We start from the raw sequence: 15,270 nt of genomic DNA, 5'->3' as shown, positions 1-15,270 counted from the left end.
GCTCAGGACAGCAATACGAGGCCGTGGGCCACAAGGACCTTGTGAGAAGTCGGGTGTAAGACGCAAAATATTTCCACGAGCAGGCTGTTCGGACAGTTTTGCTTGCGCGTGGGGTGCTGTTTTATTGAGCCATCGAGCCGGAGCGGGGGCCTGGATGACCGAGATCGACGATGTGGACCGCCAGTTGCTGCGGATGCTCCGCGAGGACGGGCGGCGCACCTTCTCCGAGATGGCGCCCGCGGTCGGGCTGTCGGTGGCCGCGGTCAAGCGCCGGGTGGACCGGCTGCGGGACAGCGGCGTGATCATGGGCTTCACGGTGCAGGTCGATCACGCCAAGCTGGGCCGGGGCATCGAGGCGTTCGTGGAGCTGTCGTATACGGGCACCACCCCCGTCGGGGAGATCGTCCGCACCGCGTACGAGGTGCCCGAGGTCCAGGCGGTCTACACGATCGCGGGCGATCCCGACGCACTGGTGCATGTCCGGGTGCGGGACATCGAGCATCTGCAGCAGGTCATCGACGGGTTGCGGCGCGCGGGGCAGGTCACCGGCACCAAGACGCTGATGGTGCTGGGCTCCTGGACCAGAGACGCCTGACGGGAGACGCCCGAGGAGTCGCGACCGGCCCCGCGGACCGCGGAGGGTCCGGCCGCTGTCAGTCCGCGGCGGCGATGGCGCAGGCGGGGTGGCCCCAGCCGTCGGGGTTCTTCTTGATGGTCTCGCCCTTCGCGTACGGGGCTCCGCAGCGGCATCGGCCGGGGAACTTCGCCATGATGGAGCCGCCCGAGCGGGCGCCGCTCCCCCGCCGCGCCGCGGTCCCCGTCCCCTTACCCCTCGTCGCCTGCTTGCCGCCGTTCCCGGTCGGGGCCTGGGGCGCGGGCAGGGCCGAGCCGAGGGAGCTGCCGATGGCCTGCTGGGAGCGGGCCGTATCGCTGGCCGCCTGGTCCGCGGCCGCGTTGAACGGGTCGCCGCCCACCTGGTGCGCCGCCACGTACACGAACTCCACGTCACGGCCGCCCAGCAGCTCGTCGATGCGCACCACGAGATCGCGGTTGGCCACCGGGCTGCCCGAGGCGGTCTTCCAGCCCTTTCTGCGCCATCCCGGCAGCCAGGTGGTGACCGCCTTCATCGCGTACTGCGAGTCCATCCGCACCTCGAGCGGCACCGCCGGGTCGGTGGCCTCCAACAGGCGCAGGAGCGCGGTCAGTTCGGCCACGTTGTTGGTGGCGGTGCCCAGTGGCCCGGCCTCCCATCGCGCCACCGCGCCGTCGGCGCCCGCGATGACCCATGCCCAGGCAGCGGGCCCGGGGTTGCCCTTCGACGCCCCGTCGCACGCGGCAATGATCCGTGTCGTCATCCCCCGATACTGCCACCTGGGCGGACCCGTCCCGCATGTGAGCGACCCCGGCGGGCGCTCAGCGGCTGATGTGCATCCCCGGCAGGAGCCGATCCCGGTACTCTTCCGGTTCGCCGACCCAGCCGGCCATCAGCACCAGGCCGGAGGCCCGGTGCACGGCGAGAAAGCCGAAGGGCCGGTCGAAGCGGGCGTGGACCAGCTGCGCCCGGTGCGGGGGCGTCGGCGGCACACCGCCGGGTGCCGCGGCCATCGCGGTCACCGCGGCGGCCCGGAAACCGAGGGCGCCGAAGGTCGCCGTCGCACTCTGCTTCGCCGCCGAGATCGCCAGCGGTGCGGCACTGATCCCCGGGAAGTGGCCGTGCGAGGCGTTCTGCGCGGAGCGGAGCCCGAACAGCGGCGCGTGGTCGAGCAGATCGTGGTCGCCGTCGACGGTGAAGGGCACCGATTCGACGCGCAGCACGGGCGTCCCGTCCCAGCTCGCCACGGTCTCGACGGTCAGGCCGGGACCGGGGGCGCCGAGCGAAAGCGCCTCGCCCGCCGTCGTCGGGTACGCCCCGCCGAGCGACGCCACGCCCGCCGACAGCACCTGCCCGCCCGCGTCGCCTTCCGCGCCGAGGAGCAGATGTACGTCCAGGCCGCTGTCTCCCTCGACCCGCAGCGTGGTGAGCGGGCCGTCGGGGGTGTGCGCGACGGCGATCTCGTCCGACAGACGGCCGGTGCGGAACAGGCCGGCCAGCGTGCGCCCGGCCCAGGGGCCGTGGCGCGGGACCGTCACGGAGGGGCCGAACGGCTGTCGCCAGGTGGTCCGTACGACCAGGGCCGTGGCCAGCACCAGCAGCGTGTTCGGGTCGACCACGGGGGGCATCTTGTCGATCATGCCGTCGGTGTGGCGCGCCGCCCAGGCGTTCATCCGCTCGAGGTCGGCTTCCACATTGCCGGTGAGAGCGCCGTGGGTCTCCAGGGGCAGCCGGCTCAGCCACTCGGGGCGCAGCGGCAATTCAGCACGGGTCCACAGCCCGAGGGCCGCGTCGACACCCGGCAGGTCACCCAGAGCGGTGAGCAGGTCCCGGCCTTGAGCCAGCGCGGTTTCCGCGCCGATCCCCAGGGCCTCTTCCAGCTCCCGCCGGGCCGGGCCGCCGGCACCGTCGGCGAGCAGGGCGAGGGCCGGCCAGACGCCGGCCGCGGTGAGCACCGTGCCGCGCCCGTGCACTGTTTCCCGCGCCCAGTTCGCCGTCATCGCGTTGACGGCACGCGCCGCCGTGGCGTCATCGGTGACCATGTTCTCCCCCGTTGTCCTGCGATCACGTGCTGCGGGATCACCCTAACGATCTCCGGTGCGCCAGATCACACGGGCCACCGGAATAGGGGCGGCGGGCCTCTCGTTCTGTTGAATGTTTCATAGCTAAACATAAAGGGATCGGGCCCATACGCGTGCGATCCAGCGGAAGAGGCGGACCGATAAACAATGACTGATGCACTCAAGCGCCTGGCCGACGAAGGCGTCGCGATCTGGCTCGACGACCTGTCGCGCAAGCGGATCGCCTCCGGCAATCTGGCGGAGCTGATCGACCGAAGCCATGTGGTCGGGGTCACCACCAATCCGTCGATCTTCCAGAAGGCGATCTCCGGCGGCGACGGCTATGAGGACCAGCTCCGCGACCTGGCCACCCGCGGGGTGACCGTGGACGAAGCCATCCGCATGGTCACCACCGCCGATGTACGGGACGCCGCGGACATCCTGCGCCCGGTGTTCGACTCCACCGGCGGCCGGGACGGCCGGGTGTCCATCGAGGTCGACCCGCGGCTCGCCCACCGCACCGCCGCCACCGTCGCCGAGGCCAAGCAGCTCGCCTGGCTCGTCGACCGCCCCAACACCCTGATCAAGATCCCGGCCACCGAGGCCGGGCTTCCCGCGATCACCGAGGTCATCGGCGCGGGTATCAGCGTGAATGTCACGCTGATCTTCTCGCTCGACCGCTACAAGGCCGTGATCGACGCCTATCTGGCCGGTCTGGAGCAGGCCCGGGCGGCGGGCCTGGACCTGTCGGAGATCCACTCGGTGGCGTCCTTCTTCGTCTCCCGCGTGGACACCGAGATCGACAAGCGCCTCGACAAGCTCGGCACCGAGGCCGCGAAGGCCCTCAAGAGCCGGGCCGCCCTCGCCAACGCCCGCCTCGCCTACCAGGCGTACGAGGAGGCCTTCGCCGGCGAGCGGTGGCGGTCCCTGGAGGAGGCGGGTGCGGGCAGGCAGCGTCCGCTGTGGGCCTCGACCGGCGTCAAGGACCCCGCCCTCCCCGACACCCTCTACGTGACCGAGCTGGTCGCCCCCGACACGGTCAACACCATGCCCGAGGCCACCCTGGCGGCCACCGCCGACCACGGCGAGATCACCGGCGACACCGTCCGCGGCACCTACCAGGACGCCCAGGGAGTCCTCGACGAGCTGGCCGCGCTGGGCGTCTCGTACGACGAGGTGGTCCGGCTGCTGGAGGACGAAGGCGTCCAGAAGTTCGAGCAGGCCTGGCTGGACCTGCTCACCTCCACCGAAGCCGAACTCCGGCGCCTGGCGCCCAAGGAGGCGTGAACAACCATGTCGGCAACCACAGCCGGCCAGTGGGTCAACCCGCTGCTCGATCCGTCGGACCGCCGCCTGCCGCGCATCGCGGGCCCGTCCGGCCTGGTCATCTTCGGCGTCACCGGCGACCTGTCGCGCAAGAAGCTGATGCCCGCCGTGTACGACCTGGCCAACCGCGGTCTGCTGCCCCCGGGCTTCTCCCTCGTGGGCTTCGCCCGCCGCGACTGGGAACACCAGGACTTCGCCCAGGTCGTGCATGACGCGGTCAGGGAACACGCCCGGACCCCGTTCCGCGAGGAGGTCTGGCGGCAGCTCGCCGAGGGCATGCGCTTCGTGCCCGGTGAGTTCGACGACGACAAGGCGTTCAAGCAGCTCCGCGAGACCGTCGACGAGCTCGACGCGGCGCGCGGCACCAGCGGCAACTTCGCCTTCTACCTCTCCGTACCGCCCAAGTTCTTCCCCACCGTCGTGCGGCAGCTCAAGCGGCACGGGCTGTCCGACGCGTCCGAGGGGTCCTGGCGGCGCGCGGTCATCGAGAAGCCCTTCGGACACGACCTGGCCTCCGCCGAGGAGCTGAACCAGGTCGTCCACGAGGTGTTCGCACCCGACCAGGTCTTCCGTATCGACCACTACCTGGGCAAGGAGACCGTCCAGAACATCCTGGCGCTGCGCTTCGCCAACCAGATGTTCGAGCCGATCTGGAACCGGTCGTATGTCGACCATGTGCAGATCACCATGGCCGAGGACATCGGCATCGGCGGGCGCGCCGGCTACTACGACGGCATCGGCGCGGCCCGGGACGTCATCCAGAACCACCTCCTCCAGCTCCTCGCGCTGACCGCGATGGAGGAGCCGGCCGGATTCGACGCCGAGTCGCTGGTGGCCGAGAAGCTGAAGGTCCTCAAGGCGGTCAAGCTCCCCGCCGACCTCGGTGCGCACTCGGTGCGCGGGCAGTACGCGGCCGGCTGGCAGGGCGGCGAGCTGGTGCGGGGCTATCTGGAGGAAGAGGGCATCTCCTCGGACTCCGGGACCGACACCTACGCGGCCCTCAAGCTGGAGGTCGACAACCGCCGCTGGGCCGGTGTGCCGTTCTATCTGCGGACCGGTAAGCGGCTCGGGCGGCGGGTGACCGAGATCGCGGTGGTCTTCCAGCGCGCCCCGCACTCCCCCTTCGACACCACCGACACCCAGGAACTGGGGCAGAACGCCCTGGTCATCCGGGTGCAGCCGGACGAGGGCATCACGGTCAGGTTCGGCTCCAAGGTGCCCGGCACCTCCATGGAGATCCGGGACGTGACGATGGACTTCGCGTACGGCGAGTCGTTCACGGAGGAGAGCCCGGAGGCGTACGAGCGGCTGATCCTCGACGTCCTGCTCGGCGACGCCAACCTCTTCCCGCGCACGGAGGAGGTCGAGGAGTCCTGGAAGATCCTCGATCCCGTGGAGAACTACTGGGACACCCACGGCCGGCCCGAGCAGTACACCGCCGGCACCTGGGGCCCGAAGGCCGCGGACGACATGCTCGCACGAGACGGACGGAACTGGCGCCGGCCATGAACATCGATCTGACCAACACCACATCGAGCAAGATCAACGCGGCCCTGGTGGAGGCCCGCCGGGCGGCGGGCAGCCCCGCCGTCGGCATGGTGCTCACCCTGGTCGTCGTCACCGACGAGGGCAACCACTACGACGCGCTCAAGGCCGCCGCCGACGCCTCCCGGGAACACCCCTCGCGCATCCTGGCGGTCATCAAGCGGCCCGGCCGCTCCCCGCGCGAGCGCCGCACCGCCCGCCTCGACGCCGAGGTGCGCGTCGGCGGCGACGCCGGGGGCGGCGAGACCGTCGTCCTGCGGCTGCACGGCGAACTCGCGGACTACGCGGACTCGGTGGTCCTGCCGCTGCTGCTGCCCGACGCCCCGGTCGTGGTCTGGTGGCCGGTCGACGCCCCGGCCCGGCCCGCGCAGGACCCGCTGGGCGCGCTCGCACAGCGGCGGATCACCGACGCGTACGCCGTCGAAGAGCCGCTGGAGCAGCTGGCCGCCCGCGCCGCCTCGTACGCGCCCGGCGACACCGACCTGGCCTGGACCCGGCTCACCCCGTGGCGGGCCATGCTCGCGGCCGCGCTGGACCAGGCCCGTACGGACGTCATCTCGGCGGTGGTGGAGAGCGAGGCGGACAACCCGAGCGCCGAGCTGCTGGCGCGCTGGTTCGCCAACCGGCTGAAGGTGCCCGTCGAGCAGGTCGTCACCGACGGCCCGGTGGTCACCGGGGTCCGGCTGCGCACCGCCGCCGGGGACATCCACATCGACCGCCCGGATGGCCCGGTGGCCACGCTGTCCATCCCCGGCCAGCCCGACCGCACCCTCGCGCTGAAGGTGCGCAGCACCGCCGAGCTGATCGCCGAGGAGCTGCGCCGGCTCGACCCCGACGAGGCGTACGCCGCCGCCCTGCGCGCCCGGGTCACCGCCCCGGCGCCCGCACCGGCCCCCGCCGCCTCCGAGAAGGCCGCCTCCAAGAAGAAGGAGCAGAAGGATGTCTGACCCCGCCCGTCTCGACCGGCTTCCCGAGTGGGCCGCGCTCGCGGGGCACCGCGAGGAGGTCGCGGGGGTCCATCTGCGCGATCTGTTCGCCGCCGACGCCGGGCGCGCCGACCGCCATGTGCTGCGGGTCGGGGATCTGCACATCGACTACTCCAAGCACCTGGTGACCGACGAGACGCTGCGGCTGCTGCGGGAGCTGGCGAAGGCGCGCGGGGTCGCGGAGCTGCGGGACGCGATGTTCCGTGGCGAGCAGATCAATGTCACCGAGAAGCGGGCGGTGCTGCACACCGCGCTGCGCGCCCCGCGCGACGCGGTGATCGAGGTCGACGGCGTGAACGTGGTTCCTGCCGTACACGCGGTGCTGGACAAGATGGCCTCCTTCGCCCGGCGGGTCCGCTCGGGTGAGTGGACCGGCGCCACCGGCAAGCGCATCCGTAGCGTCGTGAACATCGGCATCGGCGGCTCGGACCTGGGCCCCGCGATGGCGTACGAGGCGCTGCGCCCGTACACCGCGCGGGAGTCGGCCGTCCGCTTCGTGTCCAATGTGGACGGCGCCGATCTGCACGAGGCCGTACGGGACCTGGACCCGGCCGAGACGCTGTTCATCGTCGCGTCGAAGACCTTCACCACGATCGAGACCATCACCAACGCCACGTCCGCGCGCGGCTGGCTGCTGGCCGGTCTCGGAGCCGACGCCGGCGAGGAGGCGGTGGCCAGGCACTTCGTGGCGCTGTCCACCAACGCGGAGAAGGTGGCGGAGTTCGGCATCGACCCGGCCAACATGTTCGAGTTCTGGGACTGGGTCGGCGGGCGCTACTCGTTCGACTCCGCCATCGGCCTGTCGCTGATGATCGCCATCGGCCCGGAGCGGTTCCGCGAGCTGCTGGACGGTTTCCATCTGGTCGACGAGCACTTCCGCACCGCCCCCGCGGAGGCCAACGCGCCGCTGCTGCTGGGGCTGCTGGGCGTGTGGTACGGCGCGTTCTTCGACGCCCAGTCGCATGCGGTGCTGCCGTACAGCCACTATCTGTCGAAGTTCACCGCGTATCTGCAGCAGCTGGACATGGAGTCCAACGGCAAGTCGGTGGACCGCGAGGGCAATCCGGTCGACTGGCAGACCGGCCCGGTGGTCTGGGGCACCCCCGGCACCAACGGCCAGCACGCCTACTACCAGCTGCTCCACCAGGGCACCAAGCTCATCCCGGCCGATCTGATCGGCTTCGCCCGGCCGGTGGCGGAGCTCGGCCCCGAACTGGCCGCCCAGCACGATCTGCTGATGGCCAATCTCTTCGCCCAGGGCCAGGCGCTGGCGTTCGGCAAGACGGCGGAGGAAGTGCGCGCCGAGGGCATCGCCGAGGAGCAGGTCGCGCACCGCACCTTCCGCGGCAACAAGCCCACCACCACGATCCTGGCCGCCGAGCTGACCCCTTCGGTGCTGGGCCAGCTGATCGCGCTGTACGAGCACAAGGTGTTCGTCCAGGGCGCGATCTGGAACATCGACTCCTTCGACCAGTGGGGCGTGGAGCTCGGCAAGGTCCTGGCCAGGCGGGTCGAGCCGGCGCTCACCGAGGGCGCCGCCGTACCGGGCCTGGACGCCTCCACCGCCGCCCTGGTCGCCGCCTACCGCTCGCTGCGCCACGAACAGCAAAGGAAGATCTGAGATGCAGCTTGGACTCATCGGCCTGGGCAAGATGGGCGGCAATATGCGCGAGCGCATCCGCCGCGCGGGCTACACCGTCATCGGCTATGACCGCGACCCCGGCCTCTCCGACGTCGCCGGCCTCGCCGAGCTCGTCGGCTCGCTCGACGGGCCGCGCGTGGTGTGGGTCATGGTCCCCGCCGGCGGTCCCACCCAGGCCGTCATCGATGAACTCGCCGGCCTTCTCTCCCCGGGCGACATCGTGGTCGACGGCGGCAACTCCCGCTGGACCGACGACGAGAAGCACGCGGAAGAGCTGGCCGCGCGCGGCATAGGCTTCGTCGACGCGGGCGTCTCCGGCGGCGTCTGGGGCCTGCAAAACGGCTACGCCCTGATGGTGGGCGGCGACCCCGAGCACATCGCCGTCGTCAAGCCCGTCTTCGACGCGCTCAAGCCCGAGGGCGACTTCGGCTACGTCCACGCCGGGAAGGTCGGCGCCGGACACTTCGCGAAGATGGTCCACAACGGCATCGAGTACGCGATGATGCAGGCCTACGCCGAGGGCTGGGAGCTGCTGGAGGCCGTGGACTCGGTCACCGACGTCCGTGAGGTCTTCCGCTCCTGGCGCGAGGGCACCGTCATCCGTTCCTGGCTGCTGGACCTCGCGGTGGGCGCCCTGGACGACGACGAGCACCTGGAGAAGCTGCGGGGCTACGCGGAGGACTCCGGCGAGGGCCGCTGGACCGTCGAGGCGGCCATCGACAACGCGGTGCCGCTGCCCGCCATCACGGCCTCGCTCTTCGCCCGGTTCGCGTCCCGCCAGGACGACTCCCCGCAGATGAAGATGATCGCCGCACTGCGCAATCAGTTCGGCGGCCACGCGGTCGAGACCAGCCAGGGCTGAGCCCTTCCCGGTCCTCCCCGGTCCTCCCCGGTCCTTCCCGGTCCGCCACGGCGGGCCGGGACCTCCGCTCAGAGGTGGAAGCGCGGGCGCCGGTCCTCGGGCACCAGGGCGATGTACTCGGGGTGCTTGCCGATCCAGCCCCGTACGAAGGTGCAGTACGGCAGTACCGCGAGGCCCCGCTCCCGCGCCGAGTCGAGCGCCGCGCGCACCAGCCGGCCGCCGAGGCCCCTGCCCTCGAAGCGGGGGTCGATCTCGGTGTGGGTGAACGCGATCCGGTCGTCGGAGCGCTCATACGCCGCGAAGCCTGCGAGCTCCCCGCTCTCGCCGTCGAAGATCTCGAAGCGCGACTGCCCCGGGTTGTCCGTGACGCGTGGTTCCACTGTTCCTCCTGGGATACCGGTGATCGGACCGTACCGCGGAGCCGGCCCGGTCCCACCGTACGGCTCGGGCCCGCCCTGGTCCTTCGGGGTGCCGAAGGACCAGGGCGGGACACGTCGAGCCGCCGTGCCGCTAACGCACGAGGCAGGGGCGCTTGTTGTCGAACGTCCAGTCCGGGACGAGGTACCGCATGGCGGCAGCGTCGTCCCGGGCTCCGAGCGCCTTCTCCTGGTAGAGCTCGTGGGCGGCGAGGAGCCGGTCCATGTCGAGCCGGATACCGAGGCCCGGGAGGTCGGAGATGGCGACCCGGCCGTCGGCGATCCGGGGCGGCTCGACGGTGAGCCGTTCCAGCCCTTCCTGCCAGATCCAGTGCGTGTCCAGGGCGTTGTACTCACCCGGCGCGGCCGCGCCGCAGTGGGCCACCATCGCCAGGGAGATGTCGAAGTGGTTGTTCGAGTGGCAGCCCCAGGTCAGCCCCATCTCATGGCACAGCTGGGCGACCCGTACCGAGCCCTGCATGGTCCAGAAGTGCGGATCGGCCAGCGGGATGGACACGGACTGCAGGGCCAGTGTGTGGGTCATCTGCCGCCAGTCGGTAGCGATCATGTTGGTCGCCGTGGGAAGGCCGGTGGCGCGGCGGAACTCCGCCAGGATCTCCCGGCCCGAGTAGCCCCCTTCGGCTCCGCACGGGTCCTCGGCGTAGGCGAGGGTACCCAGCAGGGGCCGGCACAGCTCGATGGCCTCGCGCAGTGACCAGGCGCCGTTGGGGTCGAGGGTGATCCGGGCCTCGGGGAAGCGCTCCTTGAGCGCCCGGATGGCCTTGACCTCCTCATGGCCCTCCAGGACCCCGCCCTTGAGCTTGAAGTCGCGGAAGCCGTACAGATCGTAGGTGGCCTCGGCCTGCCGGACGATCGCCTCGGGGGTCAGCGCCTCCTCGTGCCGGATGCGGTACCACTCCTCGTCGGCGTCCGGCTCGCGGACATACTCCAGGTCGGTGCGGTCGGGGTCGCCGACGTAGAACAGATAGCCGAGGACGCGGACGGAGTCTCGCTGCTGTCCGTCGCCCAGGAGCGCCGCGACGGGGACGTCGAGGTGCTGTCCCAGCAGGTCGAGCAGCGCCGATTCGACCGCGGTGACGGCGTGGACGGTGGTGCGCAGATCGAAGGTCTGCAGCCCCCGCCCTCCGGAGTCGCGGTCGGCGAACCTGGACCCGATCTCGCGCAGCACGCGCTTGTAGTCGCCCACGCGCGCGCCGACGACGAGGGAGGCGGCGTCCCGCAGCGTCTGTGTGATCTTCTCGCCGCCCGGCACCTCGCCCAGGCCCGTGCGTCCTTCGGAGTCCTCGAGGACGACCACGTTGCGGGTGAAGTAGGGGCCGTGCGCCCCGGAGAGGTTGAGCTCCATGCAGTCCCGGCCGGCGACCGGGTAGACGGAGAGGGCGGTGACGGTTGGCTGGCTCATGGACGGGTTCCTTGCCTCCGAAGTAGCTTCACGCATGCGCACGACATCTACATATGAAGATGGAGGCTAGGCTCGTGAACGCGATGGGTCAATGGGTCCACGCTCACGGATTACGAGCGGTCACGCTGGGCCCGCCTGAACTTGCGTTCCTGGCGGCGGAAGAGAGCTTCGGCGGCCGTGGGGGCGGCATCCTCAGAATCCGCTCAAATCTTCCACATAAGGCGAACGTGAGAGCGAGGTGTTCGTAGGGTCAAGATCATGACCAAGAGCCGTAGCCACACCCTGCGCATCCCGGACTCGTCCAAGGCCGCGGCGGGGGCCGCCCTGGACGCGGTCACCGAACTCGGCGACGCCGTACCCGACACCGGCCTCGACCTGTATCTGGAGTACGGCGCCAAGCAGCTGCGCAACCATCTGCCCGCGCAGATCCTGGACGCGCTCGCGCAGTGGCGGCACACCCCCACCGCATGGCTCACCCTGGCCAATCTGCCCGGCCCCCACGAACCCGTGCCCACGCCCCGGGGCGGCTTCTGCGACGAATCGCTCCTGAGGACGCCCAACCTGGTGCACTTCGGCATCCTGCGCCTGCTCGGGCTCACACCGATTGCCTACCCGTGGGAGAACGACGGCCGGCTGATCAGAAACGTGGCGCCGCGCACGGCATCGGCCCGCACCCTCACCTCCTGGGGCTACGCACAGCCGCTGGACTGGCACACCGACGACTCGGTACTCGACCACCGGCCGGACGCGCACCCCGCCAAGGCCATCCCCCACTACCTGTCCTTCATCGGCATGCGCAACGACGAGCAGGTGCCCACGGAGCTGCTGCCCCTCGACACCCTCCTCGAGACGCTGCCGACCCGGACCGCCGAAGCGCTGCGGCGCCCCGACTTCACGGTGACCGCGCCCGAGTCGTACACCACCGACGACGACGGCAGGCCGCTGAGCCGCAGCGGTGTCCCCATGCTCTGGACCCTCCCGGACGGCAACCCCGCCCTGCGCTACGGCCCCGGCAGGCTCACCGGCCTCACCGACGAGGCGCACGAGGCGCTGGCGAACCTCGAGCACCACGCTGCCGCCCTGCCGGGGACTCCGGTGCTGATCGAGGAGGGCGGGTTCCACATCTTCGACAACCGCCGCGTGATGCACCGCCGGGTGCCGTTCCAGCCGCTCCCCGAGGGCCAAGCCCGCTGGCTGCGGCGCTGCTACGCCTACCGGCCGACGGCCGGGCTCGCGCCGGTCGACTGAGCGGTCACACCCGTGAACCCGTGCGGCGGCGCGGTGCGGTGTCGACCGTATGACGGGGTCGAGCATGTCGTGGACCGGACGCTCCGCCGGATCGACGCCCTGCGGCTGGAAGGCGGCGTCGCCCAGAACCTCTCCCAGGTCCTGCGCGAACTGCTGCCGCTCGACGAGGAGCGCCGCGTCGAGTGCCGCGTCTACGTCGCCTTCGCCGCCCGCGCGGCCTCGGATCCCTCGCTCGCCGCGATCCAGAAGGAAACCCAGGCCCAGCTGCTCGACGGGCTCACCGAGACCTTGCTGCGGGCCCGGGCCGACGGCCTCGCGGACGGCCTCAACCCGCCGCTGGATCCCCCCGTCGACGCGCGGCTGCTGCTCGCCGTCGCCGACGGACTGGTCTTCGACGCCGTCAGCGAACCCGACCGGCTGCCTCCCGACCAGCTCACCGGCCTGCTCGAGCGCTATCTCGCCCGCCTGCTGCCCACCGGCCAGGCGCCGTCTCCCGGCAGCCACGCGCGGTGAGAGCCATGTCCGATACCCGCCAGCGCACCACCGCTCCCTGCCGCACAGTAGAGGGGTGATGACCGACGACAGCAAGTACGAGGCGGTGTGCAGCCGCGACTCCCGGTTCGACGGCGAGTTCTTCCTCGCCGTCTCCACGACCGGCATCTACTGCCGGCCGAGCTGCCCCGCGAACACGCCCAAGCGCAAGAACGTCCGCTTCTTCACGACCGCGGCCGCGGCCCAGGGCGCCGGCTTCCGGGCCTGCCGTCGTTGCCGCCCGGACGCGGTGCCCGGGTCCGCGGAGTGGAACACCCGGGCCGATGTGGTCGGCCGGGCGATGCGGCTGATCGGTGACGGCGTCGTCGACCGCGAAGGCGTGGCCGGGCTCGCCGGACGGCTGGGCTACAGCTCCCGGCAGGTACAGCGCCAACTCAACGCCGAGCTGGGCGCGGGCCCGCTCGCGCTCGCGCGGGCCCAGCGCGGTCACACCGCGCGGATCCTGCTCCAGACCACCTCCATGCAGGCCGCCGAGATCGCTTTCGCGGCCGGCTTCGCCAGCGTGCGGCAGTTCAACGACACCATCCGCGAGATCTACGCCGCCACGCCCAGCGAGCTGCGCGCCGCCCGCCCCGGGCAGGGCGCGCGCTTCGGTCCGGTCGGCTCCCAGGACGGCGCGGCCGGGATACCGCTGCGGCTCGCCTTCCGCGGTCCGTACGCCTCCGCCGAGGTCTTCGACTACCTGGGCGCCCGCACCCTCGCCGGCGCCGAGGAGATCACCGGCGAGCGCGGCGCCCGCGTCTACCGGCGCACCCTGCGGCTGCCGAACGGCGCCGGGATCGCGGAGGTCGGCGAGACACCCGGCGCGGGCGGCTGGCTGGAGTGCCGGCTGCACCTGGCCGATCTGCGCGATCTGACCACCGCCACCCAGCGGGTGCGCCGCCTGTTCGACCTGGACGCCGACCCGTACGCGGTCGGCGAGCGGCTGGGCGCGGACCCCGCGCTCGCCCCGCTGGTCGCCCTGCGGCCCGGGCTGCGCGCGCCCGGCGCGGCCGATCCGCACGAGCTGGCGGTCCGCGCGGTGCTGGGCCAGCAGGTCTCGGTGGCCGCCGGCCGCAGGCTCGGCGAGGCACTGCTGGCGGCGTACGGCGAGCCGCTGCGCACGCCGAGCGGCGGGCTGACCCGGCTCTTCCCGAGCGCGGAGCGGCTGGCCGAGGCGGCGCTCGGCGAGCTCGGGATGCCGGACTCGCGCCGTGACACCGTGCGCGCCGTCAGCGCGGCACTCGCCGACGGCGCCGTCCGGCTCGACCCCGGCGCCGACCGGGACGAGGCCGAAAAGGCGCTCCTGGGTCTTCGCGGCGTCGGCCCCTGGACGGCCGGCTACATCCGCATGCGGGCGCTGAGCGACCCGGATGTGCTGCTGACCGCGGATGTGGCCGTACGGGCCGGGATGCGGGCGACGGGCGCCGCGGCGGTCGACTCCGAGGCCTGGCGGCCCTGGCGCAGCTACGCCATGCACCACTTCTGGAACGCCGCCAAGGACCGCGGCGACTTCAAGCGCGATACGCACGAGGCGCACGACGAGCACGAACACGAAAGGAAAGACCGATGACGGTCTACACGACGGTCGACAGCCCGCTGGGCGAACTGCTGCTGGTGGGCGAGGAGTCGAAGTCCGCCAAGGGCGGCACCGCACTCGCCTCCCTGTCCGTGCCCGGCCAGAAGGGCGGCGCGGTCGTCCAGGACGGCTGGCGGCGGGGTCCGGAGGCGTTCGCCGAGATCGTCTCTCAGCTGCGCGACTACTTCGACGGCGGCCTGACCCGGTTCGACATCGAGTATGTGACCCGAGGCACCGCATTCCAGCAGCGGGTGTGGCAGGCCCTTGACGCCGTCCCGTACGGCACCACGACCACCTACGGCCGGCTCGCCGAGCAGATCGGGGCCCCGCGCGCGGCGGTGCGCGCCCTGGGCACGGCGCTCGGCGCGAACCCGGTGCTGGTGGTGCGCCCCTGCCACCGGGTGATCGGCGCGAACGGCTCGCTGACCGGCTACGCCGGCGGCCTGGAGCGCAAGCAGCAGTTGCTGGCCCACGAGGGTGCATGAACACTCTGATCCCACGACCCCGCAGGGAGGTCGCACCTGGCGCGGTGCATGTGCCCGACTGGCTCACGTTGCAACAGCAGCGTGAGCTGGTCGCGGCCTGCCGGGCCTGGGCCCAGGGGCCCGTCCCGATCCGGCGCACCAGGCTGCCCAGCGGGGGCGTCATGTCCGTACAGACCGTGTGCGTCGGCTGGCACTGGCTGCCGTACCGGTACAGCCGTACGGCCGACGATGTGAACGGCGCGCGGGCCGCGGAATTCCCCGGCTGGATGGTGGAGCTGGGCCGCCGAGCTCTGGCGGAGGCGTACCAGAACAAGAGGGAGGAGATGGCCTCGGCCGACTACACCCCCGATACGGCGCTGATCAACTTCTATGACGGCCAGGCCAAACTCGGCATGCACCAGGACAAGGACGAGAAGTCCGCCGCCCCGGTCGTCTCGCTGAGCATCGGCGACACCTGCGTCTTCCGGGTCGGCAACACAGCGACCCGCACCAAGCCGTACACGGACATCGAGCTGGCGTCCGGCGATCTGTTCGTCTTCGGCGGCCCCTCGCGGTACGTGTACCACGGGGTGCCC

General features: G+C 71.6%; 15 protein-coding genes. 11 read left to right on the top strand and 4 right to left on the bottom strand.

Annotation, left to right across the window (positions count from 1 at the left end; translation table 11 throughout):
• The first annotated feature begins 154 nt into the window (after positions 1–154).
• On the top strand, positions 155–595 hold the full coding sequence (locus tag CCN51_RS29250) for an Lrp/AsnC family transcriptional regulator (protein ID WP_014173468.1): 441 nt from the start codon (positions 155–157) through the stop codon (positions 593–595).
• Positions 596–653: 58 nt separating this feature from the next.
• On the opposite strand, the gene CCN51_RS29245 is transcribed toward CCN51_RS29250, so the two are convergent.
• Entirely contained in the window at positions 654–1,355 is a 702-nt protein-coding gene (locus CCN51_RS29245; RefSeq protein ID WP_014173469.1) for a ribonuclease H family protein, read from the bottom strand.
• Between the two features lie 58 nt (positions 1,356–1,413).
• Positions 1,414–2,634, bottom strand: coding sequence for a serpin family protein (locus CCN51_RS29240; protein WP_014173470.1), 1,221 nt, complete (start codon positions 2,632–2,634; stop codon positions 1,414–1,416).
• Positions 2,635–2,820: 186 nt separating this feature from the next.
• Between CCN51_RS29240 and tal the strand changes: the two genes are divergently transcribed.
• From tal to gnd, 5 genes are read left to right on the top strand one after another with little or no spacing between them, the layout of a single operon-like run.
• Positions 2,821–3,939, top strand: a complete 1,119-nt coding sequence (gene tal / locus CCN51_RS29235) for a transaldolase (RefSeq protein WP_014173471.1) — start codon at positions 2,821–2,823, stop codon at positions 3,937–3,939.
• A 6-nt stretch (positions 3,940–3,945) separates the two neighbouring features.
• Positions 3,946–5,487 carry a glucose-6-phosphate dehydrogenase gene (gene zwf, locus CCN51_RS29230; protein ID WP_014173472.1) on the top strand — a complete coding sequence of 514 codons (1,542 nt, stop codon included), beginning with the start codon at positions 3,946–3,948 and terminating at the stop codon, positions 5,485–5,487.
• Positions 5,484–6,470: a glucose-6-phosphate dehydrogenase assembly protein OpcA gene (gene opcA, locus CCN51_RS29225; RefSeq protein ID WP_014173473.1), complete on the top strand. Its 987-nt coding sequence runs from the start codon at positions 5,484–5,486 to the stop codon at positions 6,468–6,470. The genes zwf and opcA overlap by 4 nt, the downstream gene beginning before the upstream one ends.
• Entirely contained in the window at positions 6,463–8,130 is a 1,668-nt protein-coding gene (gene pgi, locus CCN51_RS29220) for a glucose-6-phosphate isomerase (protein WP_014173474.1), read from the top strand. The genes opcA and pgi overlap by 8 nt, the downstream gene beginning before the upstream one ends.
• Before the next feature lies 1 nt (position 8,131).
• The gene (gene gnd, locus CCN51_RS29215) at positions 8,132–9,013 is read left to right on the top strand and encodes a phosphogluconate dehydrogenase (NAD(+)-dependent, decarboxylating) (protein ID WP_086860267.1); all 882 of its coding nucleotides are present in this window, start codon (positions 8,132–8,134) and stop codon (positions 9,011–9,013) included.
• 68 nt (positions 9,014–9,081) lie between these two features.
• Here the strand turns inward: gnd and CCN51_RS29210 are convergent, their stop codons facing one another.
• Together CCN51_RS29210 and CCN51_RS29205 are read right to left on the bottom strand one after the other, a co-directional pair.
• Positions 9,082–9,393: a GNAT family N-acetyltransferase gene (locus CCN51_RS29210; RefSeq protein WP_014173476.1), complete on the bottom strand. Its 312-nt coding sequence runs from the start codon at positions 9,391–9,393 to the stop codon at positions 9,082–9,084.
• A gap of 130 nt (positions 9,394–9,523) precedes the next feature.
• The gene (locus CCN51_RS29205) at positions 9,524–10,852 is read right to left on the bottom strand and encodes an enolase C-terminal domain-like protein (protein WP_014173477.1); all 1,329 of its coding nucleotides are present in this window, start codon (positions 10,850–10,852) and stop codon (positions 9,524–9,526) included.
• A 258-nt stretch (positions 10,853–11,110) separates the two neighbouring features.
• On the opposite strand from CCN51_RS29205, the gene CCN51_RS29200 reads away from it, so the two are divergent.
• From CCN51_RS29200 to CCN51_RS29180, 5 genes are all read left to right on the top strand, one after another.
• Positions 11,111–12,100 carry a TauD/TfdA family dioxygenase gene (locus CCN51_RS29200; RefSeq protein ID WP_014173478.1) on the top strand — a complete coding sequence of 330 codons (990 nt, stop codon included), beginning with the start codon at positions 11,111–11,113 and terminating at the stop codon, positions 12,098–12,100.
• Positions 12,101–12,169: 69 nt separating this feature from the next.
• A complete protein-coding gene (locus tag CCN51_RS29195; protein WP_014173479.1) occupies positions 12,170–12,613 on the top strand; it encodes a TetR family transcriptional regulator C-terminal domain-containing protein in 444 nt (147 codons plus the stop codon).
• Positions 12,614–12,671: 58 nt separating this feature from the next.
• Complete coding sequence (locus CCN51_RS29190) at positions 12,672–14,204, top strand: AlkA N-terminal domain-containing protein (protein WP_014173480.1); 1,533 nt, start codon at positions 12,672–12,674, stop codon at positions 14,202–14,204.
• Entirely contained in the window at positions 14,201–14,695 is a 495-nt protein-coding gene (locus tag CCN51_RS29185; RefSeq protein ID WP_014173481.1) for a methylated-DNA--[protein]-cysteine S-methyltransferase, read from the top strand. The genes CCN51_RS29190 and CCN51_RS29185 overlap by 4 nt, the downstream gene beginning before the upstream one ends.
• Positions 14,692–15,270, top strand: a 579-nt coding sequence (locus CCN51_RS29180; RefSeq protein ID WP_086860269.1) for an alpha-ketoglutarate-dependent dioxygenase AlkB family protein, incomplete at its 3' end; no start/stop codon positions are given. The genes CCN51_RS29185 and CCN51_RS29180, both read left to right, overlap by 4 nt.

The organism is Streptomyces milbemycinicus, assembly GCF_002154605.1.
In the GTDB taxonomy this organism is placed as follows: Bacteria; Actinomycetota; Actinomycetes; order Streptomycetales; family Streptomycetaceae; genus Streptomyces; species Streptomyces milbemycinicus.
Note: the sequence above shows the minus strand (reverse complement) of the source record. Positions and strands in the feature narration are given on the sequence as shown.

What these genes read in the sequence shown, in the direction of transcription:
- tal (WP_014173471.1), top strand. Translation starts at nt 2,821, where the DNA reads ATGACTGATGCACTCAAGCGCCTGGCCGACGAAGGCGTCGCGATCTGG.
- CCN51_RS29205 (WP_014173477.1), bottom strand. Translation starts at nt 10,852, where the DNA reads ATGAGCCAGCCAACCGTCACCGCCCTCTCCGTCTACCCGGTCGCCGGC.
- CCN51_RS29200 (WP_014173478.1), top strand. Translation starts at nt 11,111, where the DNA reads ATGACCAAGAGCCGTAGCCACACCCTGCGCATCCCGGACTCGTCCAAG.
- CCN51_RS29185 (WP_014173481.1), top strand. Translation starts at nt 14,201, where the DNA reads ATGACGGTCTACACGACGGTCGACAGCCCGCTGGGCGAACTGCTGCTG.
- gnd (WP_086860267.1), top strand. Translation starts at nt 8,132, where the DNA reads ATGCAGCTTGGACTCATCGGCCTGGGCAAGATGGGCGGCAATATGCGC.
- CCN51_RS29190 (WP_014173480.1), top strand. Translation starts at nt 12,672, where the DNA reads ATGACCGACGACAGCAAGTACGAGGCGGTGTGCAGCCGCGACTCCCGG.
- opcA (WP_014173473.1), top strand. Translation starts at nt 5,484, where the DNA reads ATGAACATCGATCTGACCAACACCACATCGAGCAAGATCAACGCGGCC.
- CCN51_RS29240 (WP_014173470.1), bottom strand. Translation starts at nt 2,634, where the DNA reads ATGGTCACCGATGACGCCACGGCGGCGCGTGCCGTCAACGCGATGACG.
- CCN51_RS29245 (WP_014173469.1), bottom strand. Translation starts at nt 1,355, where the DNA reads ATGACGACACGGATCATTGCCGCGTGCGACGGGGCGTCGAAGGGCAAC.
- CCN51_RS29250 (WP_014173468.1), top strand. Translation starts at nt 155, where the DNA reads ATGACCGAGATCGACGATGTGGACCGCCAGTTGCTGCGGATGCTCCGC.
- zwf (WP_014173472.1), top strand. Translation starts at nt 3,946, where the DNA reads ATGTCGGCAACCACAGCCGGCCAGTGGGTCAACCCGCTGCTCGATCCG.
- pgi (WP_014173474.1), top strand. Translation starts at nt 6,463, where the DNA reads ATGTCTGACCCCGCCCGTCTCGACCGGCTTCCCGAGTGGGCCGCGCTC.